Genomic DNA, 26,749 nt, shown 5'->3' with positions numbered 1-26,749 from the left:
ATCTGGCGCCATTGCTTCTCTACTCCAGACCTGCACATGGCTGTAGCCCAGGCAGCGGCCAGTATCCGCTTGCACCACCAGCGAAGGATGCAGGAAAAAGCCTAAGGACTGCTTATCTCCAATCACCCCGAGCTGCTGCTGGTCGGAAATGTTGCGCCGGTTGCGTTCAAAGTTAGGCTGCGTCGTATCCTGAAATACTAAATAATGGGCGCCCACCTCCACTTGCCGCGCACAGTCCGCTTGCAAGTACGAAATGATTTGACTGGTCTGCAAACGGGGGTTATGCAGCAGACGGTAGTAACTCCGCTGCTCGGCTTCGCTCGCACTTAGCTGATGTATCACCACACTTTGCTTTTCTATTATCTTTTCTACTACTTGCTTGACCCGTCGCTCTATCCGAATATTGCTAAATATTGCATCTGCCATTTACCCCCAACAGCTCCCCGCTCCATTTTGTGTCCTAATCGTAGCCCTAAATTAGGGAAGGAGTTCGGCCGAACCGGAACGTTGCACATAAGCTTGGATTGGACGCTTAACCAACAATTTAAATTTATTAAGACCGTAGCTACTGGAAAACTACAGCAGTTTGGGCGATGAGGGCCTTCTAAGGTTGTGGTGCGTAGCATTCCGAGGTACGAGGAAAACAAGCTTAGACAGCCCGAGTGACCAAACGGGGCCCGCGGCCGGGAGCAAACTTAGGCTTTAGAAGATAGTTAGCACCTGAGCCTTGAAAGATATAATCTTTCAAAAGATAAACAGATAATTCAAGTTATTTATGGAATATCGACATGAAGCATTGGCATTATTCAATAACCAACTGAGCAAAAAAGAAAAAGCATAAACCGGAATATTTTACCAGTTTATGCTTTTTGTATAAAGAAATTGCTTCTCTTAAACTATCTTTTAATGCAGAACCTTTACCTTCCTATTACTTTCATAGTGCCTTGCATCACGTAAAAATGGCCAGGTACGGTACACACGTAAGTGTAGTTGCCGGGCTTATCCGGGGCTGTAAAATAAATAGTTTCGGTAGTGTTTGGTTGCAGCAAAATAGTATGGTACAACACTTTATCGGTGTTGGGTATATAATTTTTCTGCTGACCTTCCAAACCTAATTTCATGGCCTGCTCACCTACCGGAATAGCGGTGCCGGGCAGTACCACCACAAAATTGTGCAGCATATCGTCGTCGTTTATAAATACTACTTTTACCTTGCTGCCGGCTTTCACCTGAAACTGCGACGGCTCGAATTTGAGGCCCGGTTTAGTACCAATATTAATGGTATAATCAGCCTCGCCGTTCCAGGAAGCAGGTTGTTCAGTTACCCGCTTGGCCGTATTGCGGGTAGCAGTGCTGGCGTTGGTAGCCGGTTTGGCCTTAGCTGCAGTTGCGGTTTTAGCAGGAGTTGTTTTTCTGGCCGCCGCCATCATGGCTGCATGGTCGTGGCCGGCGGTAGAGGCGGCAAGGGTTAGTTTTTCCCCGTCGGGCAAATTATTCAGGGTATAGTAGCCCACGTTGTGCAGCAAAGGCCGCCCGTTAACCGACTTTACACCTTCGGCAGTAATTTCGTGAATATAACCCAAGCGCAAAGCATCTACGGCCAAACGGGCTTTGCGGCCGTCTTCCGAAACTACAATGCCCCGAATAGGACAAGCAGCATTATTGATTACGGGGCTGCCGTAAGTAGCGTGGTATTTATAATTAAAGCCCGTAACCTTATACGAAGCCGGATTGCCGGCTGTCGCTTTATCAACCGGTTCGGTAAATTCTATTTCGAAGCCATCGGGCATGGCGCGTACGGTTTTCATCTCAAAAGCTGTTTTACCGGTCCAGACCAGGCGCTGTAAACTAAATAATTCTTTACCAGTAGAAGACCAGCCCCGGCTCGTCATGCCCACAAACATAGAGCCATCGTTGCCCCACACCTGCCGCAGAATACCCGACGAAAAACCTTCGCGGAACGGAAACACCACACCCTGGTACGCGCCTTTTACTTTCTCTAGGTCTACGCGCATTATTTTACTCTGGCCCTGGTCGCCGACGAATAATTGGTTTTGGAACGGACCGAATTTACCGTTGGTATTATCGGTGAGTAAGCCGGAAGTAGAAATACCCAGAATGCCGTGGGGCAGCCACACCGCCGGAGCTTTTAATTCCGGCACCCGCTTGGCTACATCGTACAGGGGCTCGCCGGTGTTGGGCACGCCTTCAGGCTTTAATTTTAAAGGAGAATCGGGCAAACCAGTCCAGCGCAAACTTTCGGCGTTGCCCACAAAGTCGCCTTTTTCTACGTGCGTAATCCGGCCAGAACCTACCCAGTCGCCTTGATTTTCGGTGTAGAAGAAATCACCGGCCGCATTGAAGCCATAACCAGCCGGCGACCGCATACCCGCCGCAAACGGCATCATCTGACCATCAGGGGTAATCTCTAAAGCCCAGCCGCGCCAGGGCACCAAACTTACGCCGTGACCCAAACTATTGCTCCAGCCCACATTTAGTGTAACCAGCATATTGCCGTTCGGCAGAAAAGTTGGTCCGTAGGAATATTCGTGGTAATTGCCCGACAAAGGCCAGGAATATATTTTATCGTAAGAGTCAGCCTGACCATCGCCGTCCGAATCGCGGAGGCGCGTTATTTCGCTACGTTGCGTTACGTAAATATCACCGTCTTTGTAAGCTAAACCTAGTGGCTCGTGCAAGCCGTAGGCAAAACGTTTAAAACTGGGCTTTTCTTTACCCGAAATAGTTGGGTTTGTAACTAACCATACTTCGCCGCGACGGGTACAAACGGCCAGGCTGCCATCCGGCAAAGTAGCCATACCGCCCACTTCTAATATAATATCTTCGGGTACCGGTAAGGTAATCAGCTTGTAAAAATCATCTTCTTTGGCGGGAGCGGGTTCTATTTTGGCTAAACCTTTAGGCGCCGGTGCCGGTTGCTTGCTGCCGGTTTCGGGGTTTACTTTTTTAACCTGGGCCAGCACCGGCGCATTATTTAAGAACAGGAGTCCGGCCGCTATTAAGGTTGCCCTGGTTATATAGTTTAATTTACTTTTTATGTTCATGTTACTGTATTCCAAAATTTAAAACCCTTACCACACAATTGAATATTTTACCACCCCCGCATTACTTTTTGCCTTAATTGGCAGCAGCATTTCTTTCGTGTTTTGGGAAGTACTCCGGATAATTGGTTTTACTTTGCCGGGAAGTTCTATGTAATATTGTTTGCCATTAATGGCGTACAAGCCATTCGGGAGTTTAGTAATATCGTTGCCTTCGGCTACGCGGCACCAGATTTCTTTTGTTTCCTGACCTGCATTTACGGTAAAAGTATGCGCCAATTTCCGGCCATTGTCTTCGGGCTCTAAAGCTTCCCGAACGGTGGCACCACCCAGGGCGTATTTAAATATTGGCCGTCCGGCTTTGCTAACATCGTAACCCTGATAGGTATAATTTGCATTAGAATCGGGCCAGGCGGCGTTGGCATCGGCTAAAAAGGTAAGCGATGGTTTACCGGAAAACTGGATTACACTCCCCATTGGTACCGACAACTGGGTTTCGCCGCGGCCGTGCCACATAGGGGTTGCTTCCATAAAGTTACCCCGCCAGATTTGCAGAAAATCGCCCCGGCGCAGGTCTACAGAATAATTGGTTCCCACAGGTTCTCCTACCGAAATCACATGGGTTCGTTTCCGGCCCTGATGGTCTACAAAGCCTCTTAACATAACTGGTTCGTTCGGCGCTTTTACCAGAATTGGGCTTACCGGCTCTTCGGCTCGCAAGGGCGTACGCAAGGCCGTATAAGCTACGCCGGGGCCACCCACCGACAAGGTAATATCGTTGCTGCGGGCATACCAGTAAGCCGAACTTTTAAAATAAGTAAGCGTTAGGGGGTGCGTGCCTTTTTCGAGCTTAATCCGGCCCGAAGCTACGCCCGTGCGGCCGTTAACGGTAAGTACTTTGTCTTTGCCAATGGTTAATTCCCCGGCCCCGTTAATATAATTGGGGTTAGTATCCATCGGAATCCAGGCCAGGTTCAGGTTAAAGAAATATTCGCCGGAAACCGGAATATTTATGGTACCCGTTACTTTGCCGGCAAATTTATCGCGGCTGGCGGGGGCCAGATGCGCCAGCACATCAATATCCATTTCGGCCGTTGGCGATAGCTTATTAAAATCTTCCAGGGTTTTAATATTGCCTTCGTAAGATTGCAGTTTCAGGTCCGATAAAGTTACCAGTTCGGTACCGTAATTAATGTATTTAATATTCCGGATAGCTACGGCGCCGTGATCGCCTTGAATCATAAGCGGGCCTAAGGGCTTTTCGTCGTCGAAAGCAGACGAACGGGTAGGACCGCTTACCTCTACGTTTTTGTGTAGGGTAACACCATTTAGGATTATTTCTATAAACCGGGCGTTTTCGGTTTTTTGGCCTTGGGCGTTAAAGCGGGGGGCCCGGAACACAATGCGGTAATGCTGCCACAAACCCGGTGCTTTGCCTACATTCTGGGCCGGCGCGTGCCCTTCAAATCCTTTACGTCCGGAAGGCCGGCTTTCGTCCCAACGCTCGTAAATGGCACCCATATCGGTTACCTTAGGGTTTTGTTCGCCCCACGAATCGAACATTTGTACTTCGTAACGGCCTTGTAAATATACCCCGGCATTAGAATTTTTCGCCATCATAAAATCAAGCTCCAGTTCAATATCGCCGTGCTCCAGATTGGTAAATAAATGGCCCTTATCGGTTTTGGTAGGATTATTTACCAACACGCCGGTGCCCGGTGTGGTTTTGGTTTTGCCGGCTTTTAAAGCATCGAAATAAACATCGCTTACCAGTTTCCAGTTGTTCGTAACCGGCTTAAAAGCACTTAAATCGGTAAGCGGAATATTAGTAGCAGGAAAGGTATTTTCCTGGCCCTGCACCGAAAGTACCTGGCCGGCACCCAGCAGAAAAGCAAATAATAAAACTGTTAATTTTTTCAAAGTATTAAACTTTAACTAATAAATTATTCAAAATTATACTATTCAGCGGCACTAAAAAAGCATTCTGTAAATAATAAAAGAAAGCCATAACCCGGCAGATTATGGCTTTCTGAATATAGATTAAACTTGCACCTTATTTGTTAAACTGAATGGAGCCGACGTTAACCAGGTTATCATTAGGGCCGTCTTTTTTGGTTACCACAAAATACAAATCGTGTTTACCAGTAGTGGGCGTAACCGTTCCGGTAACTTCCAGGCGTTTATTTTTGGCTTCGGCGGCTGTAAAAGCGGTAGTGCTTACCACCGGGCCTCTTGGCGAACCCCGGTGTACCTCAATCTGCCCGTCGCGGTCGTTGGCACCCAAACGGTAAGTTAAACTACTAATTCCCGTCAGGTCTACGTTTTTAAACACCAGGAAAGATCCGTTATGCGCATTACCCAGGCTGTTGCCCCACCGGTCAATATTGTTCATCCAATCGGCTTCATAGCCATTCAGGCGGGCCGGGCGCAAGGCTACTACCTGGCTATTGGTTAAAGGGCCAACCGTTTTACCACCTTTATCGGTATAAGCAGCTAATAAAATATATTGCCCCCGCTGACGCTTGCCTACGTGTTCGGTAAAGTTTACGGTACCCTGCGTGGCCAAATTGGCGCGCTGCTTTTTAGCTTGGGCCAACGACAAAATATATTTTACCATTTCGGAAGCATCCTGGTTAGAAACCTGCGGGTGCGCGCTCATGGCGTGTTCGCCCCAAACACCGCCGCCACCTTGAATAATTTTCTTGGCCAGCCGTTCTACTGCACCGCCGTCGCCTTTGTACCGTTGTGCAACCGCCGTAAACGAGGGGCCAACCGAAACTTTATCCAGGGTATGGCAGGCTTTGCAGTCGCTGCCGGCAATCAGGGTTTTGCCCAAGGTATTTGTTTCCTGGGTGCTCAATATTTGGTGGCCTACCAAGGCTTCGTTTTTCGTGGGCTGCTCGTTGTAATCAAAATATACCTGTACTTTTTTCGGGTCGATTTTTACGTCTTCCTTGTCGGTAATTTTAACGGAATATTTCAGGGGGGTATTGTCCCAGTAAAAGGTCTGGTTGCCGCTAGTATTTATAACTACCTGCGGCAAGGAGTTACCTACTTTTACTTCAATGGTATCGGCACCAACCGCGCCGGTTTTATCGGTTACTTTCAGAATGGCCTGGTAAATGCCATTATTCTCGTAGGTAAATGTTGGGTTAGCCTGGGTAGATCCTACGGTTTTGCCGTCGAACAGCCACTGGTAAGTTACTTTGTCTTCTTCGTCGAAATCATAAGTCTTTTTGCTGGAGAAAGTTACTTTAAACGGAGCCACGCCAATCGAATCGGAAGCGGTTGCTTTGGCTACCGGGGCACGGTTGCCCGGATTAAACTCAAACTTAACCAGACGCGCATCTTCGTTATCAATCCCGTACACCGAACCGTATTCCAGCATGTATAGCACCCCATCCTGGCCAAATGCTAAATCTATGGGCCGTTTAAAATTACCGGTGAAGGCCAGAAAATCTTCGGTACGCTGGTAGTTCTCGTTTTCGTCCAAGCGAATTACTTTTACCCAGTTGCGCATCCAGTCGAAAATAAATAAGCCTTTGTCGTAATATTCCGGGAATTTAACCGCCGAGGCAGCGTTTTTATTAAATTGATAAAACTCACCAGCCATGGCGCTGCGTCCACCATTACCCAGTTCCGGAAACTCCGGCGATACATCGTACGGGTACCAGATCATGGCTTTTTGGGCCGGTGGCAAGTTTTTTAAACCGGTGTTATTAGGCGAATTATTTACCGGGGCAGTTGCATTAAAAGGACCAGCAGCGGTTTTAGTCGCAAAGTCGTAATCGTTATAAGGTTTGGTGTCGCCGATAAAATAAGGCCAGCCGAAGTTACCGGCTTTTTTGGCCTGGTTAAACTCGTCGTAACCTTTAGGGCCTTGTAACTCGCTGTCTTTACCAGAATCCGGGCCAATTTCGCCCCAATAAATACTACCCGATGGGTGTACGGCCAGGCGGTACGGGTTGCGCAAGCCCATGGTATAAATTTCTGGGCGTGTGTTGGCCGTACCTTTCGGGAATAAATTACCGGCCGGAATGGTGTAAGAGCCGTCGGCTTCCGGGTGAATGCGTAATATTTTACCGCGTAAATCATTGGTGTTACCCGCCGAACGCTGGGCATCGTAAATAATCCGACCCGGAATTTCGTCAATCGGGGCGTGGCCATTCGATTGGAAAGGAACGGTATTGTCGCCGGTGGCAATAATCAGGTTTTTATCTTTATCGAAAGCCAAAGAGCCGCCGTGGTGAGCGCTGGCTTCCATTTCAACCGGAACCTGAATCAAAACTTTTTCGGAAGCAACATCCAAAGTATTATCGGCTTTCACCACAAACCGGGAAATGTAGTGCTTGTACTTTTCTTTATTGGGCGAATAGAAAACGTAAATAAAATTATTCTGCTTAAAATCCGGATCTAAGGTTAAGCCCAGCAAGCCAAAGCCTTCTTTTGTTTCCACGGGAAACTGATGCACCAACCCGGCCTGACGGTTAGTTGGGTTGTAAACCGATAATTTTCCGTTGCGTTCGCCGTAAAATACCCGGCCATCGGCGGCTACTGCCAATTCCATCGGCTCGTTCAGGTCGTTAACCAATGTAGTACGTACAAAGCGGTTTTCTTCCGGCACCAACACTGCGTAAGATTTGCGGTAATCCAGCGGCTTGCCGTCGCCCATCGCGTACTTCAGGCCGCCCAGCAAATGGCCCAGGAATACCGGGTCGACGTAGCTTTCTTCGGTATGGCCTAAGCCGGTGTAAAAAGAGCGGCCGCCGTCGTAATCGTGGTACCAAATAATCGGGTGCTTTTCGCCGTTAATGCCGCCCTGGTAAGTAGATTCGTCGAGGTTGGCCAGCACTTTTATGTTGGGGTTGATGGATTTGTAGTTGTACCACTCGTCCAGGCGCTGCCATTTATCGGGTAAACCGGCAGTAGCCGGATGGCTTTTATCCAGCACATTTACCGTGGCCGTTTGGTTATGCGGGTGGCTCACGAAATAAGCGCCTACCAGTTTATTGTACCAGGGCCACTCGTACTCGGTATCGGCAGCGGCATGAACACCCACAAAGCCACCGCCCGCCTGAATGTAACGCTCAAAGGCTACCTGCTGCTGGGCATTCAGTACGTTCATGGTGGTACTTAAAAATATTACCGCCTGGTAATTCTGTAAACTATCCTGCGTAAAATAGCGGGCATTTTTGGTGGTATCTACCCGAATATTGTTTTCCTGACCAAGCTTTTGCAAGGCCGCAACACCATTAGGGATAGAACTGTGTTTCCAGCCGGCAGTTTTAGAAAAAACTAAGATGCGGGGTGTTTTAGTACTGGCACTGGTACCTTTGGAGCTTAAGCAGGAATATAAGCCCACAGAAACCCCGATCAGGCACAGCAAATAAAGCCATACCCGCGAGGTAATTTTAGAAGTTGACATGGGTGAATTGAGTGGATAATGTTTGTAAAAAGACGATCGTCTTATTGTTAGTTATACAATTTCCAAAAATACTATATTTTCTTAATTATAAACAATGAATATTACTAAAAATACACCTAACAAATAAATATTATTCGCAATCGCTAATACAGCCTAAGCACCTGGATATTTGCTGCTTAACAGCTTTAATAAACTTAGTTAAACAACTATTTACATGTCAACAATCTAAGATTATCAGAAATCAGGTTAAAATTTAATGACAACCCATAAGTACTTCATGGTTGTCAGGAATATTTGCTCATAACCCCAACGACGTGCTATCTTAACTTCAACCAAGCAAAACTTTCCAGTTGAATTTAATGCTAATTATTTTTCTGCTGGATTATTAGTGGCGTTAATGTTAAAGCAATTAGCACAGCCGAAATACCTGTAACAATTAGGTGACCGTACATCTTAAAGTTAAGACCACTTAAAAGTTTAGAACCAATAATTGTTAAGGTAAAAGCCGCAAAGAGGCCCCAATACTTGAAATTAAATTGCCCAACTACATATTTATTAGCCTGTAGATGAATTAGGGAGGCAATAATTATCAACCCACCAATCAAAGTGCTTGTATGCTGTAATATTTTGAAAATTGGAATGTAGTTTCCGGAAATCTCAATAGTTTCAGTTAAGCTAGGAATTACCCTAGCAAAATAGCCATGCTCATGCGTGAAACTGTCCCAGAATAAATGGGTAGCAGCGCCTATTAAAATTGAAATCGCCACTACAAACCATTTAGCTCTAAAATATTTGTTCCAGTCAAACTGTTTAAACAATATCAACCTTGATTTTAAGATTGTCGGCAAATTTTCAAATAAGGCGTTCCTAACAATATTGTGAAAGATGAAAGCAAGAAAGAGTCCTAGGGGTAAATCAAAATAAAAAAGTCCACTAACGGTATGACTGTAATCACTTTTAACTTGCATTCTCAGAAAATATTCAAAGTCAGGAGCCAGGCTGCCAATTACTAGTCCGGTTAACGAGAACCATTGCCGGGGCAAGCATGTAAATGGTAATACTATTGCCGGATGTGAAAAGGTAAATGGCATTCCTTTGTGTTATATCCTACTTTAAAGTTTAATGTAGCTTATGTTTAGCTGAGCTACTTAGACCTATTCCAGTAAATTTTTAAGTTTTTAGTTGCCCGGCCGGCCGCTATAATATCGGGTTTACCGTCGCCGTTTAAGTCCTGCACCCGTAGGTCTTCGGTGGCCATGCCGTTATCGTCTATCCAATGCGCTTGCCATTGCGTACCGGTTTTATCGGTAGGAACGTAAAGCTTAACACCTACTTTATTTTCAGCGTTGGGAACACGCCAGCCGGCTACTACCTGGTCGCGGCCTAAGCCCAATAAATCGGCGGTAGCTAGTCCGTGGCCGTCTTTCAGGTTTTCGTCGAGCACCTTACGGGTAGTATTTTTTCCGAGCACCGAAACCGCCAAAGTGGTACCGTGCATAGGCTCAATGGTAGCTAAAAACTTTTGGTTGTTGCCCAGGTTACCTACCCGCACCTCGCCGGCGCCCTGCTCTACCCCGGTAATTTGAGCCGCTTTACCAGTAATTTTTTTATCATTAAAATTCGAAATTAATCTTACCCCCTCCTTGTTCGCAATATACAGGTCGGTGCGTTGCGGCGATTTTGTTTCTACCACGTCCAGGTTATGCGTCATGTGCAAAGCATCATCCAGCGTAACGGTAGCCCAGGAACTGCGGGGGTTCTGCGGTATTTTATAGGCCAATACTTTTACCCCTGCACCTTCGCCACCCTTATTGCCGCGGCCGTGCAGCGGCAACACTACCAAATAATTAGTTCCTTCCGCCGATTTAACCCAGCGCATCCGGTGTACCGTAGGTTCGTGGGGCAATGCTACAGCTTCCCATTTCTGGGTTGGGTCTTGCGGGCGAATTAAATAATGTACCGATCCGGATTTAGCTAAGTCGCTGGTTTCACCGGGGTTCCACTGGGCACCTACTGCTACTTCTACTTTGCCATCACCATCCAAATCGCGGGCCGCCAGGCACACATTATCGCTTTCGGTTAAGTTTTCTACCATTACAAACCGCTTCCAGTCGCCGTTGCGGTACCACACAAATTGCTTTTTATCGGCCAGCAAAATATCGGTTTTACCATCGCCGTCCACATCTTCCAGCGCCAGGCCGTAGCCAATGGCAATATTGGCATCAATGGTTTGGGCTTCGAAGCGGGGCGTTGGTTCGGCCAAAAATATCCACTTTAACAACAATTGGCATAAAACGAAAAGGTGCAGCATAACAATCTTTTTTGTAAGTTAATATTCGGATATTTTAAACGAAAGCAGCAAATATTGCCGAGCGCTTAAATTATATATTTATTATTGGTTTATATTAATACCAGCAAACCCGGTTATTTTTAGCAAAAGCTTTCTAAATTTATTTAGGCTAGTAAATTAGACGGAAGCATAAACCATAATGCCAACTAATACCCTAACCAAACTTAATCAGAACTATGCAAAAACAAAAACAAATATTAGCTTGCTGGTTACTAATATTTTTTTGCCTGCCGGTAACCCAAACGCTAGCTCAGTCCGCTAAAGCAAAATGGTACAAAGGCAATACGCATAGTCACTCTTACTGGAGCGATGGCGATGATTTTCCGGAAATGATCATGGATTGGTACAAAACCAATGGCTATGATTTTATTGCGCTTTCGGACCATAATATTCTGGCGCAGGGCGAGTTCTGGAAACAAATTCCGGCGCATCCTTTCCGGCAAAAACGATTTCAGGAATATTTAGCTAAGTACGGCGAAAAATGGGTTACCTACAAAACCGATTCGGCGGGTAAAATTAGTGTTAAGCTGAAAACCCTGGACGAATACCGGCCTTTATTCGAAGAGAAAAACAAATTTTTAATTATTCAGGCCGAAGAAATTACCGATGGTTACAAAGGCAAACCCATTCACATAAACGCTATAAATGTAAAAGAATTAATTAAAGGGCAAGGCGGTAACAGTGTGGCGGAAGTAATGCAGAATAATTTAAACCAGGTGTATGAGCAACGCCAACGAACCGGCCAGCCCATGTTCCCGCATATTAATCATCCTAATTTTGGCTGGGCCATTAAAGCCGAAGATATGTTAGAGTTGAAAGGTGAGCGCTTTTTTGAGGTGTACAACGGGCATCCGCACGTGCATAATTACGGCGATTCGGTAACCATAGGCATGGAAGAACTCTGGGACCGGCTGCTGACCCATTATATTAAACAAGGCAAACCGCTGCTTTACGGCTTAGCTACCGACGACTCGCATAACTACCTGGAGCACAAAGTTGGCCTGAGTAATACGGGCCGGGGCTGGATAATGGTAAAGGCCAAAGAACTAACGCCCGCTGCCTTAATAGCAGCCATGGAAGCCGGCGATTTTTACGCTAGTACCGGTGTAGAACTGAAAGATGTAACTTACAAAAAAGGAAAATTAGAAGTACAGGTAAAACCAAAAGCCGGCGTTGATTATACCATTCAGTTCTGGGGGCCTAACGAGGCTGGTGAAGGCACTGGCAAAGCGGGCCGCATCTTAAAAGAAGTAAAAGGCACCAAAGCTAGCTACCAACTACAAACAAAAGACCTTTACGTACGCGCCAAAATTATTTCTTCCCAACTCCAGCGTAACCCTTTCCAGGATGGTGACCTGGAAACCGCCTGGACGCAACCGGTTACTAAATAAAGGTTCTAAGCTAGAACGCGTAAGCAGCAATCCGCAATAAATCTACCTGCTTACCAGGTTCTTTTGCTCATTACTTTATCCAGTTCGGCTTTGGTCATGGTGCCCATTTCGGGATGGCTGCCTAACCATTTCAGGAAATCGTTTTTTAGCTGGTCGTTCCATTGGCTGTCTATCTGGCCGGCCGTGTAACGCCCGGTTTTAACCATTTCGAAGCCAAATTTATCTTTACGCGTCACAAATTCGGCGGTACTAATTACCTGGTCGGCTAAATGCGCCGGAATAAAAAGCACGCCTTCGCGCTTGGCTATTACCAAATCGCCGGGCATTACCATTACCATTCCAATTCTTATAGGCGTATTTAAGCCCATTAGTACACTTTCTTCTAAAAACGAAGGATGCCAATCGCGCACAAAAGCGTTAAAGCCTTTTATGGTTTGAATTTCTTCTAAATCGCGGGCTGATGCATTAAATACCACGCCATTGCCAGATTTAGTAAAAATAGAATTAGCCAAAGTTGCGCCCATGAGGGTTCCGCCGCCAATTTTGCCAAATCCATCGGCCACGTACACATCGCCTTTTGTTAGAACATCTATGGGCCATGAATTGGTAGCGCCTTTGCGGCCTTGTTTGGTAGTACCCCGCTCTTTAATATTTTTTTCTACATCGGGTCGGCTGGGCATAAACATGGCCGTTACGGCCCGGCCAACTACCGGTACTTCGTCGTTTACAGTTTTCCAGTTGCCTTCGTACTGGTTGGTATAGCCTTCGTTTTTGAGTACCGTCCAGGCATCGGCAATTCCTACTTTTTTCGCTCTCTCCAATAAATCGTCCGCAATTTTAGGTCGCCCGTCCGCGAAGCGTTCACCTTTCCACGCCGAGGTCAGAAATATTAATTCGTCTTTAGGTATGGTTTGGGCAAACAGCAAGCTGGGGAAGCAAATTATAGCGAGTAGCATTAATAAGCCGGAAGTTTTAAATTTCATTATATAAGCTAAATTGAATTAAAGTAAATAGATTTACAAAATGGTTTAAGCTGAATCAGGTCGTAATTATAATAATGCTGCTTAGAATCTTAGTAAGTTACTGTTCAAGCATTTATAGCTTTAAAATATTATCTGCAGGTGTAAATCCTCCCCCTGCCCCCTCCAAAGGGGGACATTCGTAGTTACTAACTTATGGGAGCAACATTGCTCTTAATCTTCTGATAGCATTGATAAAATAGGTATAGCTGAATTTTTTTAGGAATTGGTTTAATGGCCTTTGGCTAAATAAGCTTCTATGTCTTTTTGGGTGATGGCTAATTTTTTGGGGTATTTGGCTACCCATTTCCGGAAATCTTCTTTAATTTTATCCGACCAATCGCCGTGGATTTCCCCGGAAGGATATTTACCTTGTTGCAGCAGTACCCGCTCAAATTCGTCGCGCAGGGCGGTCATTTCGGAGGCCGACACCAGCCCTTCTACCAAATGCGCCGGAATAAAAACTACGCCGTACTCGTTCGCAAACACCACATCGCCCGGAAATACGGTTACTTCGCCAACCCGGATGGGCGCGTTAATAGAAGTGGGCGTCATGTCTTTAATGTAAGACGGGTCGTGGCCTTTTACCCAGGCATTAAAGCCTTTGGTATCTTTTAGTTCCTGCATATCCCGGACGGAGCCGTAAAATATTACACCTTTGCCGGTTTTGCCGTAAATGGCGTTACCCAAACTGGAACCAATTAAGGTACCGTCTTTTATTTTGCCGTAACCATCGGCCACGTACACATCGCCTTTGGTTAAAATATCTATCGGCCAAATATTGATACCGCCTTTTTGCGAACGGCCTTCGGCTTTGCCTTGTGCTCTTACCAAACTATCCAAATCAGGGCGGGTTGGCATAAACTGGGCGGTTACTACCCGGCCGGTCATGGTTTCGCCCGGCTTCAGAATTACCCAGTTTTTCTCGACCTGGTTCCGGTAGCCTTTGTTGCCTAAGTACCCCCAAATTTGTTCAAGCGTACAATTCTGTAAGCGGTCCAGAACCAAATCGGGTACTTTCGGGCGGCCATCCGGGGTGCGTTCGCCTTTCCAATTGGCGGTTAAGGTTTTAACGTATTCCGGCGAAGAACCTACCCGTTGGGCCTTCGCAAAAAATCCGGCTAAAACAAAAACGGGAATCAGTAATAGTTTTTTATTCATTATTATTTTTTGATATTATTTTACTCTCTAAGAACTTCTTTCGCTGTTTAATTATCTAAAATATAAATTCTAATTCGCCTTTCAGCAGAACAGGAACGTTACACCGGAAAAATTTAATCCTGAATATTAATTCCTAATTGCACCTTTATTGTATATAGAAAGGTAAAAAAGAGCACCTAAATTTAGATGCCAGCAACAGATAAATATTAATAGACATGCGCTGCCTGCGCTTTTCCTAGCTAAAAATCCGGTCCACCGAACGTCTTTCGTCCCATTCTTTGGTGGGGGCAAAAAAGCTTTTATCGCGGGGGTGCAGGTGTTGCCGTATTACATCTTCGTTTAGTTCAATGCCCAAACCGGGGGCCGAAAGCGGCACATTGGCGTAACCTTTGGTTATTAATTGCCGGCCATCGGTGGTTTTTACCAAACTTTCCCACCACGGAATATCCACGGAGTGGTGTTCCAGCGACAAAAAGTTTTGGGTAGCGGCGGCACAGTGTACGCAAGCCATAAAAGATACCGGGGTGCCGGCCTGGTGCATGGCCATGGCAATGCCGTTTTCTTCGGCGTAATCAGCAATACGCTTGGTTTCCAGCAAACCGCCCGAACTGGCTAAATCCGGGTGAATAATATCTACGGCGTGAATATCGATGAGGGGTTTAAAATATTTGAGCAAATAAATATCTTCGCCAGTAGTAGTGGGGGTTTCTAAAGCATCGGTTATGGTTTTCCATTGGTTGGTATATTCCCAAGAAACCACATCTTCGAACCAGGCCAGGCGATATTTATCCAAGGCTTTGCCTAACCTAATACCGTTATTTAAGTCGAAATGGCCGTAGTGGTCGGTGGAGAGCGGAATATCGTAGCCGATTAATTTGCGGGTATGATCGACAATATTCGATAGTTCTTCCAGGCCTTTTTCGGTTATTTGAATCTGCGTAAATGGATGCACCGCGTTGGCGTATGACATGGGATTAGCCTGGTCGCCCCATTGCGCCAGATTGCCCCTGGAATCTTCCCAAAATTTAGAGTTTACCAGTGTGCCGGGCTTACCTTTCAGTTCCCCAATCGAAACGTCCATCTTAAGCCAGGTATAACCTTGGTCGTTTACCCGGTAGTTTATTAATTTGGTTTGTTCTTCCACGGAGCCCGCTTCGGGCGTATCGGCGTATAATCTTATTTTATCGCGGTAGCGGCCACCTAATAATTGCCAGGCTGGTACGTTGTAAGCTTTGCCGCATAAATCCCAAAGCGCCATTTCAACGGCACACACGCCACCCGCAGCGCGGCTTTGCCCACCAAACTGCCTGATTTTCTTAAAAATCATTTCTACGTTGCACGGATTATCGCCTAATATGCGGCTTTTCAGGAAAAGCGCGTACCGCACATCTGCCGCGTCTCTTACCTCGCCCAAACCATAAATACCCTGGTTGGTATCTATCCGGATAATGGCCGTACCGCCCATAACATTGGTGAGCGCATAGCGCATATCGGTAATTTTTAGCTGCGACGGGTTAGAAGCCCGCTTAACCTTAGAAGTAGTTTGGGCAAGGGTATCTTCAATAGAAGCCGACATAAAACCACCCAGCGCAATACCGCCCAAAGCGGTTTTTTTCAGAAAATCCCGGCGGCTATCCTGCGTTTGCGGATTATTTATTTCCTGTTGCTGGGCGGCGGCCTCTGCTTTTTCTTGTTTCTTGGTTTGGGCAATAATTTGTTGTAAAATGCTTTTCATGATTAAGAATTATTTGTGGTGCGTAATTGAGCTTTTATTCTTTTGCGGCGGATACCCAGCAGACTTATAAAACCCGAAAACCTGATACTTGCCCCGCCAATATTATTTAACCTAAATAATATTGTTTTAAAAAGAAAAATACAAAACCTGCCCGGTATTAATTTGCCGGGCAGGTAAATTCTTTAATTATTCATCCCAGAATAAGCGGGTTCCTAAAGCATTTGGGCCCATGCGGCTTATGGCTTCGTTCACGTTGGCCTGGTTCACCGATACTTCGCGGTTGGGATATACTAAACGGCGAATAAAGTTGCCCTTAACCGAAGGATCTTCGCCGGGATAATTAATGGGTTGCAAACGTGGCAATTCGGTACGGCGGAAGTTAGCCCAGGCTTCGGACCAACTCCGGAAAGAGGCGACCCAATATTGCGTATTAATTTGTTCTAAAGCATTGGCCGGATTAAACAGAATGCCTGGTTGTTGTAAATAAGCATTTTTCTCGGCGTCGGAAATATTTATGTTGGCATCGTAACCCTTTATCTGATCCATGTGGGCTTTAACACCGGTTTCGTAGTAAGTTTTGGCATCGCCCGAAATAAAGCCGCGGTGCGCCGCTTCAGCTAATAATAATTGGGTTTGGGCGTGGGTTACCAAAAACTCCGGCGAACTTTGGTTTAGAACGGTATTTCTCCGGAATTGGGAATATTCTGTAAAAGCGCCGCGCCAGCCAGGTGCGTTTTTTATGGTTACATCTGAATAACCGAAAGGCAAACCAAACTGATCGGCCAGGTTGGTATTCATGATTCCGCCGTTATCGGTGCCCGGGGCAGAATATCGCACAAATAGGTACGGCGCCCGCGGATCGTTATTCGTTTTCATGAAATTCACGAAAGGCTCCCCGGCAAAATAATTAGATTTTTCGGTACTGGTAAGCTGCGCGGGCGTAGGATGCACGTAAGCCGGCGCATTAAACCGAACCACCGCATTATCGTCGTTAGAAGTCATTAATTCTCGGGCAAAAGCTTTATCTACCCACTGGTCGGCTTTGGATAGCTCCGATTCGGTGTAGCGCATGGCTACGCGCAGTAAAAGCGAATTAGCCAGTTTTTTCCATCTGCCAATATTGCCATTGTAGAAAATATCGCCGCCGGTTACACTGGGTTTGGCCGCATCCAGGGCTACCGCCGCTTCGTCTAACTCTTTCAGCAAATCATCATAAATAAGCTTCTGGTCGTCGTACTTAGGCAAATAAGTGCTGGATATAAACCCTTTGCCGGCTTCGAAATAAGGAATATCGCCGTAGGTATCTACCAGTACTAAAAAATTATAGGCTTTCACAATGCGGGCCATGTTATACAAGTTACTCATGGCCGGATGATCCTTGGTTTTTTCAATAATCGCCACGGTATTCCGGATGGGTCCTTCGTACAGGCCGTTCCACAAGGTGCGGGTGTTGGCATCGTTCAGCACGTTGTGGTTACCAGCCTCTAAGGTGCCGGTATAAGGCGTATTTAGTTGCTGCACAATCTGGCCTTCGTAATGGTGGGTGGCAAAATTGGCCGAACTAAACTGGGCATTATTTAACAAATAAACCGGGTCCAGGTCGGTAGCCAGGTTGGGGTTGGTATTTATTTCTTCAAAATCTTTATCGCAGCTACTTACGCTTAAAAGCAACGCAACCAGTGCTAAGGCTATATTTTTCTTCATAAAATTAAAGCTTAATATTTAAGTTTAAACCATAGCTGCGGGTAGTAGGCAGCGCGTGCGCCTCCAGCCCCGTATTCAGGTCAGAAGCCGAAAACTGGGTTTCGGGATCCAGGTTATCGACGTGTTTTTTAATAATTAAAACGTTATTAATAAAAGCATTCACCGCCAAACCTTTTACAAAAGACTTGCTCACAAACCGCGAGAAATCGTAGCCCAGCGAAACGGTGCGCCAACGCACAAAGCTGGCATCATACACAAATGGCGTGGTAACATTTACGCTCCGATAATTATTATAAAATTCCTGCGCCGGTACTGCTACGGTATTAGGTGAGCCATCGGCATTTACCGCACCGGCCATTACCACCCCTCCTTCGCGACCCACCAACGAAGCCTTGTGCAAGCCATGCCGCATCCAGTTAAAGTTGGAGTTAGAAATTAATTTATGACCGGCTTTAAAATCTATTTGGGTAAATAACCGAATGCCTTTAAAAGTGACGGTATTTAACCAGCCGCCGGTATGGGTAGGAATAGCACTGCCGTAGGTTATTAGGTTACCCTGAGCAAACCGCCCGTTAGAAGTTAAAATTCGGCCCTGATCATCGCGACGGTAATCAAACCCGCGTAAGGAAGCCAAGGGTTTACCTACTTCATGCGACACGTAACCAATAAAGGCACCTAAATCTTGGGCATTAGCCACGTCGAAACGGGTTTGGTTATTAGCCAATTCCAGTACTTCGCTTTTGTTAATGGTGAAGTTGAAAGTACTTGTCCAGGTAATGGGTTCTGTACGCACCGGTTCTAAGGTTAACATGGCTTCTATACCCTGATTCCGGAGCTGACCAACGTTTACTTTGGTTTGGTTAAAACCCGATGTATTCGAAATATCCACGTTCAAGATTTCATCGACGGTGTTTTTGCGGTAAAAGCTAATATCCAGGTTAACGCGGCTGTCTAAAGTTCTTAGTTCTAAACCGGCCTCGGCTTCTTTTACACTCAACGGCCTTAAATTTTGGTTAGGACTTACTAAGCCCGAAATATTACCTAAAGCGTAATTAGTACCGTTTACCGATAAAGGATTGGCGTTAATGTTATAAAACAGCGCGTTTTGGTAAGGGTCGGTGGCACCACCCACCTCGGCGTAAGCCGCTCGTATTTTACCGTAACTTAACCAGGCCGGCAGGGTAGTAAAAGCCTGGCTAAACACAAAACTGGTACTAATAGAGGGGTACAAATAGCTGTTAGATTCCGGATTAAGCGTAGAGAACCAATCGTTGCGGCCCGTTAAGTTTAAAAACAAATAATTATTAAACGAGAAATCGACGGTACCAAATAAGGAATTAACCCGGTTTTGCGAGTAAGAAGCCTGCGGTTCTTTTACCTGGCCATTGCCAATGGTGTATAAATCGCGCACGTAGAAGTTTGTTACCGAAGTACCCAGGCTGGTGGTTTTAATATCCATGGAGTTGCCGCCCACGGTTAAATCAATGCCAAACTTGCCAAATTCGCGGTTAGCGCCTACCAAAAAATCTAAGTTGCGTTCCCGGAAAGTATTTTCGCGCTGGTAAAAGTTGCCGTTAAACCCAACGGGTGCTGCCGTTAAAAAAGCAGTACCGGTTGGCCGGTTGGCATTATACGGGTTGGTAAAATAATCCTGCCCTACCCGGCCTTGGGCGTACAACCAAGGCGTAAACTGGTACCGAATAGAAGCATTGCCAAAAATACGATCGCGCCGGTTTTCTTCTAAACGTTTGTTAATGGTCCAGTATGGGTTAGTCCGGTTGGTAAACCGTGAAGGGAATATTTCGTTGCCATTTTCATCCTGGTAAGCGGCCTCCAGCCAGGCTACATCTAAGCTATTGGCAATGGTATAAAGCGTTTGGTTAATATTGTAATCTTGCTGGGCTACTACCGGCGGATTGCGGTTGTACTCGTTAGAGTAGTTGGCGTTTAACTGGGTAGAAAGCTTATCGGTGAGGCTGTAGGTTAAGCCAAAATTCATTATTTTTTTATGAAACTCAGAATTTGGTATAATGCTGTTGGCATCGGTATTGGCGAAAGACAACCGGAAATTTCCTTTTTCATTACCACCCGATAAAGCCACCGAATTAGTCCAGGTGGTGCCGGTGCGGTAAAAATCTTTTACCCGGTCGCGGTAAGGGCTGTACGGGTGCGTCTGGCCGTCGAACGAAATAGTGGGCTTCCCATCGAACCGTTCGCCAAAACTCCAGGTGCCGGTACCGGTAGATGCGCCTCGGGCCGCATTGGGCCCGCCCTGCAGCACCTGGGGCCTAATGCCATTTTCTCCCTGGCCGTATTCGTACTGAAAATCGGTATAATCTAAAGCTTCATCGGCCTGAAAGTTAGAGTTAAGTTCTACCCCGATACCGGTTTGGCCTTTACCCGATTTGGTAGTAATAATAATAGCCCCATTGGCCGCCCGAAAACCATAAAGCGCCGCGGCTGCCGCTCCTTTCAGCACCGTCATCGATTCAATATCGTCGGGGTTAATGCTTTGCAGGCCGTCGCCGGTATCGGTACGGGCTTCGCCGTTAAAACCGGTCCCACCGCTGTTTGCCGAGCCACCGGTTGAGTTATTAATGGGTACGCCGTTTACAATAATTAATGGCGAATTATTAGCCCCAAACGAAGATTGACCCCGGATTCGGATTTTTGAGGAACCACCCGGGCCGCTGGGCGGGGCCTGCACGTTTAAGCCCGCCACTTTGCCTACCAGGCTGTTGCCCACATTGGTGGTGCGGGTAGTAGTTATTTGGTCGGTGTTAACGGTAGAAGTGGCATAGCCCAGTTTCTTTGCTTCGCGCTTTATTCCCAAAGCCGTTACGATTACTTCGTCGAGGGCTTTGGCATCTGTGGCCAGCGTTACGTCTAAGGTGCCGGGTTGAGCGAAATTTCTTTCTAAGGTAGTATACCCAATAAAAGAAAATACCAGGGTGCCGCTGGTTACCGGTACGCTTAAGTTATACGTGCCATTCGCATCGGTAGTAGTACCCGTAGTGGTGCCTTTTAATAACACGGTAACGCCCGGCAGGTTTTCACCAGCGGCTGACTTTACCCTGCCGGTTATTTGACTTTGTGCCTGGGCATCTATTACTTGCAGCAAACCAAGCCAGGTGAAAAGCAGACAAAAAATGAGTTTGAAATTTCTCATAAGCTTAAATGATTAAAATTGTTTGGTGGATAAAGAATGGTAAGCGACTTGTTGTATATATTTTAAAATTATCTTGCTATAAGATAATCCTGATACACCCTGAAAGCTTTGTACTTGTTCCTTATTACAGCCGTTAAAAGCTACTGCTTTGGTAATAAGGCACTAAAGAGAATTTGAAAAAATATCTTTCTGCTACAGATAAACAGCCTGTATTTATCTGTAGCAGAAATAACCTGGAGTTAAGCTATTGTTACAACACTATTTTAGGGCCGGCACAAGCCCCTAATATTCTGATAATCGTGTTATTACATCAATCCTCACCAAATATATAATTTTATCTAATTTACACAACATATTGCGCATGTTTTTAGATAGATCTTACATTTACTTTTAAGCTGCTGTACCCTTAAGCAGCAAGCTAATATTTGATTTAAGCGGTAAGCTGAATAGGAATTAAAAACCGGAATTTATCTGGCGCTTGATGTTTCCTGAACCAGCCAAAGATACTGTTACCATATTCAGTATCGTTGTAAAAATCCGTTAATATTTAGTATATTTAGATTATCTGGTTTTATTACCGGCCTTAATAATTCAATATTATAGCTAACCTTGCTATAGCGTTTAATTTGCTGCTACTAACCCGGCTTGCCTGGCTAAACCCAAAAGTAACTGCCGCTATTAATATTATTTTTGTTTGCCTTTATTGCCGCCGCCATCGTACAAGGTAAAGCAGCACAGATAACTATCTTAATATTATAGTATATGAACCTCTCTGCTAACACAGTTTTAATTACCGGTGGTGCTTCCGGCATAGGCTTAGCTTTAGCCGAACGTTTTTTGCAGGCCGGTAGCAAAGTAATTATTTGCGATCTGAGTCAGGAAGCCTTGACAGAGGCCCAGCAGGCGCATCCGCAACTGCAAACCTTACAGTGCGATGTTGGGCAGGAAGCAGATAGAATAGCCTTGTTCCATAAAATTAAAACGCAGTTTCCGGAAGTAAATATATTGGTTAATAATGCCGGTATTCAGCGCCGCCTGCGTTTTGCCGAGTACGAAGAAGATTGGAGCGAAACCCACCAGGAAATTATGGTAAACCTCGAAGCGCCTATCCATTTATCGGTCTTGTTTATTCCGTTGCTGCGCAACCAGTACCACCCGGCCATTATCAATATTTCGTCTATTGTGGCTTTTGTGCCGGCTACCTGGATACCGGTTTACAGCGCTACCAAAGCCGCCATTCATTCTTTTACCTTATCGTTAAGGCATCAGTTAAGCAAACCCCGCATTCAGGTATTTGAAATAGTACCGCCGGGCGTACAAACCGATTTGGGCGGCCCCGGTTTGCACGATTTTGGTGTGCCACTGCCCGAGTTTGCCGATGCTGTTATGCAAGGTTTAGAGCGCGAAGAACTGGAACTGGGCTACGGCACCGCCGAACAAGTACGGGCTGCTTCGCGCGAAGAAATAGACCGGATGTTTAAACAAGTAAATCCTTCTTAAATTAATATTAGCCGCTGCCACTATATCAGGCCATCAACTACTTTTTCTGTTGAGTTGGTAAAATATTATTGCTTTCGCAAGAAAACAGATTTTCTCTTATCTTTCCGGTCTTAATATTTAACCGTGCCGATTACGTTTTTAAAATATTGCTAACCTTAACGTTCACCTCAAAAAATTAATGAAGAACAGAAGAAACTTTTTGAAACATGCCGGCGCTTTTGCCCTTGGCACCTTGTTATTGCCCGCCTGTAATTCGCCGAAAACCAACACCGAAGCTGGTGCTGAAAACGAAACCGCCGCTGCCGATTCTGCTGACGCCGGAGCCAACAATGCCGCTAAAGGCAACCTGGGCGCTATTGGTCTGCAGTTGTATTCGGTAAAAGATGTACTGGAAAAAGATTTGAAAGGCACCTTGCAGCAACTGGCCAGTATTGGTTACACCGAAGCCGAATCGTATCCGGGCCAGCAAGGCCATTATTATGGCATGGAAGCCAAAGCTTTTGGTGATATGCTGCGCGATATGGGCATTACCCTGGTTAGCAGCCACGTAGGTTCCGGTAACAAAGACAGCAAACCGGGTGCCTGGCAGCAGGCCAACCTGATGCAGAATTTCCCGGAATTAGCAGCCAAAGCAGCCGAAACCGGACAGAAATATATTACTTGTTCTTCGCTGGACGGCAGCCTGCGCAAAACCACCGACGACCTAAAACGCACCGCCGAATTGTTTAATAAATCGGGCGAAACTGCCAAAAACGCCGGCTTACAGTTTGCCTACCACAACCACGCTTTTGAGTTCGAAAAAATTGGCGATGTAATGGTATATGATTATTTGCTGGAGAACACCGATCCGGAGCTGGTAAAATACGAACTGGATCTTTTCTGGGTAGTAAACGGCGGACAAGATCCGTTGGCTTACTTCAGCAAATATCCTAACCGGTTCCCGTTGTGCCACGTGAAAGACATGGACAAGCAAGACAAATCTAAAAATACCGAAATTGGTAGCGGCGCTATTAATTACCAGCAAATATTAAAAGCTGCCAAAGAAGCCGGCATGAAACATTACTTAGTAGAGCAGGAAAGCTTTACCCGTCCTTCTATCGAGAGTATGCGCATGAACTATAATTATTTGGCCGGCTTAACCGTATAGCCTGGTGCTCCGCCAAATTATGCATTAAAAATTACCATTAACTCGGTCAGTAATGTCTTATTTGATGGATAAGTTTGCTGAATATTAACTTGGACAAGCACTAGTCAGTATTTTACTTACTTAAAAACCAGATTTAGCCTAGCCTGAATCTGGTTTTTAAGTTTAGCACCTATAATCAATTCATAACACCATCATCAAATAATACTTCGCTTTTAATTGCATAAAAGGATAGCCTTAAAGCGCGGTCGTTTTTTAGAAAATATTAACATGAGAGTTAATGCGCATTTTCTATTTGATAGTAGTATTCAATAAATATTCCGGCAAAACAAAGCCTCCGATATAAAATACCGGAGGCTTTATTTGTAAAAATGCAAAGTCAGGTTTTGTAGAAATAAATAAGCTTACGGCTAAATTTCTATTTTAGAAATCGCTGGCTTTGCGGGCAGCTTTATCGGCTTTTTTACGGGCACGTTGGGCACGCGCTTCGGTTTTAGCAGCTTTCTGGGTTTGCTTAGCCATTTTATCGGCGGCATCGTCTAGTTCTTCGGTTCTCCGGGCTTCTTTTTTGGCTTCCCGCGCTTGTCTTTTGGCATCGTCTAAGCGTTGTTTATCCTGTTGCGGGTCAGATGTTTGCACGGGGGCAGTCTGGGCCGGCGTTGTTTCGGTGGTTTGGGCAGCTACCTGGTTACTTAGCAGTGTAAATAAGCCCGCTATTAAGGTTAAAATAAAAGTCCTCATTATCAATATTTTAAAGTTTATATCTTATACGCTTAATCTATATTTATGGCTCATCATTACCAGTATTAATACAATATAAATTATTATTCTTACCCGTATAAATACAAAGAGTTATAGTTAAATATTGTATCTTACGGCAAGCTTACTTAGTTCTGCATCAATAATAAAATAAAGTAGGAGCCGCTATTATTACTTCAGCATGAAAATAAGTCCCCCACAGCCAGAGGATGCCATAGAATTATGGGTTCGGTTTCAGAATGGAGATGAATTGGCTTTTGCCCGGCTTTACGAAACACACATCCAGGTTATTTATAGTTATGCCAAAAAATATACTAAGGATGAAGTGCTAATAGAAGATACCATTCATAACCTTTTTATTTATTTGTGGCAGCATAAAAGTAAACTGGCGGTGCCGCTATCGGTTAAGTTTTATTTGTTTTCGGCAGTTAAGCGGCGCATATTCCGGGAACTGCTAAAAAGACGCGAAATATTTGTTCCGCAGGAATTAACTACCGAAACTAATAACCACGCTGCCGAAAATTCTGCCGAAACCAATTACATAAACTGGCAGGAAGAAGAGGAACGTAAAGCGTATATTGATAATGCTTTTGGCCTGCTTACCGGCAACCAGCGCCAGGCCATTGAACTAAAGTACTACAATAATTTATCGTGTCAGGAGATTTCCGGGATAATGGGCCTGAAACCCGATAACGTATATAAATTAATTAGCCGGGGCTTAGATATTCTTAAGAAGAATGCGAAGAGTAACTTTTTAAATTTGTTTACCCTGATTTTCCTGTCCTTCCCTCCTATTTAGTTTTTCTTCCTACATACCCCGCATTAATTGTAAACATGCGCAATTGGCGTTTAACGTAATTTTGAAGAATGAGCTTGACCGTTCCTAGTACAACTTTAACAGTAGCGCTTATAAAAGTTTAATATTTCAATAATTTCGTGCTTACTTCCCGCAAATTTATTCTTGGCCTAAACGTCTGCCACAATTTTTAACCTCACCCTATTAAATCTAATCTTACTCATTAAAATAAGAACACCTCTCGTAAGTTTCGCGCATGCTTAACTAATGAATATACTTGCAGCTTATTTCTTTATATTTTATTCATAAAAAAGGGCATATCTTTTCTATTATCGCAATTCTTTAAAATATTACTTAGTAAATTCATATATTTTAAAAATATATTTAAATACTTGTCCAAAAAAGAAGTAGCAGTGTGTCTGTTCTAATAAAAGCACCACGCCACGTTACTACCACATGGAGCCAACTGATAAGTACAAATATTATGCTGCCGACGACTTTGCCAACGACGAAAAATTTTGGCTCTGGGTAGTTGAAAATGATTCGGCCCAAACCACTTTCTGGACGAACTTTCTCCGGGAAAATCCAGGTAAGCAGGTTGAAATAGAAAAGGCACGGGAACTTGTTTTAAGCCTGAATCAACCCCAAAATAACTTTTCGGAAGCAAGAGTAAAGCAGCTCTGGCAAAGAATAGAAACTACCCGTGCCAGCTTACCTAACCCCGAACCAGCCCGGGTTTATAGCCTGAATAATTACCGGCGGCCATGGTTTGCGGCAGCGGCCATGATTACCCTATTATTAGTTTCAGGCGCTTTGTATTGGTTCTGGCTGAAAAACCCAACGCCGGTTACCCTAGCTACCACCTTTGGTGAACGGAAAGAATTCCGGCTGCCGGACGGCTCTAAAATTTTATTAAATGCCAATAGCAACATTAGGTATTATGATAATTGGGGCTCTGATCAGGATCGGGAGGTTTGGCTTACCGGGGAAGGATTCTTTAGTATTCAACCTAAGCAAAACAAACAGAAATTTATTGTGCATGCCGGCAAGGTAAATATTAAAGTGCTGGGCACCACCTTTAACGTAAACCACCGCCGCCAGGCCGTAAAGGTGTTGTTGCAGACCGGTAAAATTAGCCTGGGCCTTAAAAATGCCGAAAAACCCTTGCTGCTAAAACCCGGCGACTTTGTTACCTACCACCAAGGCACCACCTTTACCAGAGAAACCGTTGACCCTGAACACTATCTGGCCTGGAAAAATAATTTACTCAGCTTTAAAGCCGAAAGCCTGGAAAATATATTTCAGCTACTCCGGGATAATTACAACCTGCAGATCACGACCGAAGACCTGGGCATCCTGCAGCGAAAGTTTACCGGCACTGTTCCGGCCGATGACTTATCGGTTTTGTTTTTAGGGCTCCAGGATGGTTACAACCTTAATATTAAGCAAGAAGGAAATAATATTTTAATTAAAAGTAAAACACCGGCGCCGGATTTACCCGCCACCAAATAGCATTACCCACGATGGCTATGTA

16 protein-coding genes and 1 pseudogene are annotated in these 26,749 nt (G+C 45.2%); 5 read left to right on the top strand and 12 right to left on the bottom strand.

What is annotated here, in order from left to right; all coding sequences use genetic code 11:
- From F0145_RS18385 to F0145_RS18360, 6 genes and pseudogenes are all read right to left on the bottom strand, one after another.
- Positions 1-426, bottom strand: a pseudogene (locus tag F0145_RS18385) (hypothetical protein); the annotation flags it as partial.
- A 491-nt stretch (positions 427-917) separates the two neighbouring features.
- Positions 918-3,065, bottom strand: coding sequence for a plastocyanin/azurin family copper-binding protein (locus tag F0145_RS18380; protein WP_150090645.1), 2,148 nt, complete (start codon positions 3,063-3,065; stop codon positions 918-920).
- A gap of 27 nt (positions 3,066-3,092) precedes the next feature.
- Entirely contained in the window at positions 3,093-4,982 is a 1,890-nt protein-coding gene (locus F0145_RS18375) for a 3-keto-disaccharide hydrolase (protein WP_150090643.1), read from the bottom strand.
- Between the two features lie 133 nt (positions 4,983-5,115).
- Entirely contained in the window at positions 5,116-8,487 is a 3,372-nt protein-coding gene (locus F0145_RS18370; RefSeq protein ID WP_150090640.1) for a ThuA domain-containing protein, read from the bottom strand.
- A gap of 362 nt (positions 8,488-8,849) precedes the next feature.
- Positions 8,850-9,578, bottom strand: a complete 729-nt coding sequence (locus tag F0145_RS18365) for a DUF4184 family protein (protein WP_150090638.1) — start codon at positions 9,576-9,578, stop codon at positions 8,850-8,852.
- A gap of 53 nt (positions 9,579-9,631) precedes the next feature.
- Positions 9,632-10,798 carry an FG-GAP repeat domain-containing protein gene (locus F0145_RS18360; RefSeq protein ID WP_150090636.1) on the bottom strand — a complete coding sequence of 389 codons (1,167 nt, stop codon included), beginning with the start codon at positions 10,796-10,798 and terminating at the stop codon, positions 9,632-9,634.
- A gap of 215 nt (positions 10,799-11,013) precedes the next feature.
- On the opposite strand from F0145_RS18360, the gene F0145_RS18355 reads away from it, so the two are divergent.
- The gene (locus F0145_RS18355; protein WP_150090634.1) at positions 11,014-12,228 is read left to right on the top strand and encodes a CehA/McbA family metallohydrolase domain-containing protein; all 1,215 of its coding nucleotides are present in this window, start codon (positions 11,014-11,016) and stop codon (positions 12,226-12,228) included.
- Between the two features lie 50 nt (positions 12,229-12,278).
- Here F0145_RS18355 and F0145_RS18350 read toward each other — a convergent pair whose 3' ends face one another.
- The 5 genes from F0145_RS18350 to F0145_RS18330 all read right to left on the bottom strand — a co-directional run bounded on the left by F0145_RS18350 (position 12,279) and on the right by F0145_RS18330 (position 21,016).
- On the bottom strand, positions 12,279-13,211 hold the full coding sequence (locus F0145_RS18350) for an RraA family protein (protein WP_150090632.1): 933 nt from the start codon (positions 13,209-13,211) through the stop codon (positions 12,279-12,281).
- Positions 13,212-13,478: 267 nt separating this feature from the next.
- The gene (locus tag F0145_RS18345) at positions 13,479-14,408 is read right to left on the bottom strand and encodes an RraA family protein (protein ID WP_150090630.1); all 930 of its coding nucleotides are present in this window, start codon (positions 14,406-14,408) and stop codon (positions 13,479-13,481) included.
- Between the two features lie 235 nt (positions 14,409-14,643).
- Complete coding sequence (locus F0145_RS18340) at positions 14,644-16,143, bottom strand: mandelate racemase/muconate lactonizing enzyme family protein (protein WP_150090628.1); 1,500 nt, start codon at positions 16,141-16,143, stop codon at positions 14,644-14,646.
- A 186-nt stretch (positions 16,144-16,329) separates the two neighbouring features.
- Complete coding sequence (locus F0145_RS18335) at positions 16,330-17,847, bottom strand: SusD/RagB family nutrient-binding outer membrane lipoprotein (RefSeq protein WP_150090626.1); 1,518 nt, start codon at positions 17,845-17,847, stop codon at positions 16,330-16,332.
- Positions 17,848-17,851: 4 nt separating this feature from the next.
- A complete protein-coding gene (locus F0145_RS18330) occupies positions 17,852-21,016 on the bottom strand; it encodes a SusC/RagA family TonB-linked outer membrane protein (RefSeq protein WP_150090624.1) in 3,165 nt (1,054 codons plus the stop codon).
- A 762-nt stretch (positions 21,017-21,778) separates the two neighbouring features.
- Between F0145_RS18330 and F0145_RS18325 the strand changes: the two genes are divergently transcribed.
- Both F0145_RS18325 and F0145_RS18320 read left to right on the top strand, forming a co-directional pair.
- Complete coding sequence (locus tag F0145_RS18325; protein WP_150090622.1) at positions 21,779-22,516, top strand: SDR family oxidoreductase; 738 nt, start codon at positions 21,779-21,781, stop codon at positions 22,514-22,516.
- A gap of 178 nt (positions 22,517-22,694) precedes the next feature.
- Complete coding sequence (locus F0145_RS18320; protein ID WP_150090620.1) at positions 22,695-23,663, top strand: sugar phosphate isomerase/epimerase family protein; 969 nt, start codon at positions 22,695-22,697, stop codon at positions 23,661-23,663.
- Between the two features lie 420 nt (positions 23,664-24,083).
- Here F0145_RS18320 and F0145_RS18315 read toward each other — a convergent pair whose 3' ends face one another.
- On the bottom strand, positions 24,084-24,401 hold the full coding sequence (locus F0145_RS18315; protein WP_150090618.1) for a hypothetical protein: 318 nt from the start codon (positions 24,399-24,401) through the stop codon (positions 24,084-24,086).
- A 199-nt stretch (positions 24,402-24,600) separates the two neighbouring features.
- Between F0145_RS18315 and F0145_RS18310 the strand changes: the two genes are divergently transcribed.
- Both F0145_RS18310 and F0145_RS18305 read left to right on the top strand, forming a co-directional pair.
- Positions 24,601-25,218, top strand: a complete 618-nt coding sequence (locus F0145_RS18310) for an RNA polymerase sigma factor (RefSeq protein WP_150090616.1) — start codon at positions 24,601-24,603, stop codon at positions 25,216-25,218.
- Positions 25,219-25,671: 453 nt separating this feature from the next.
- Positions 25,672-26,727 (top strand): FecR family protein, encoded by a 1,056-nt coding sequence (locus F0145_RS18305; protein WP_150090614.1) that lies wholly within the window; start codon positions 25,672-25,674, stop codon positions 26,725-26,727.
- The last annotated feature ends 22 nt before the right edge of the window (positions 26,728-26,749 follow it).

It is taken from the genome of Adhaeribacter rhizoryzae (assembly GCF_008629685.1).
Classification (GTDB): domain Bacteria; phylum Bacteroidota; class Bacteroidia; order Cytophagales; family Hymenobacteraceae; genus Adhaeribacter; species Adhaeribacter rhizoryzae.
Note: the sequence above shows the minus strand (reverse complement) of the source record. Positions and strands in the feature narration are given on the sequence as shown.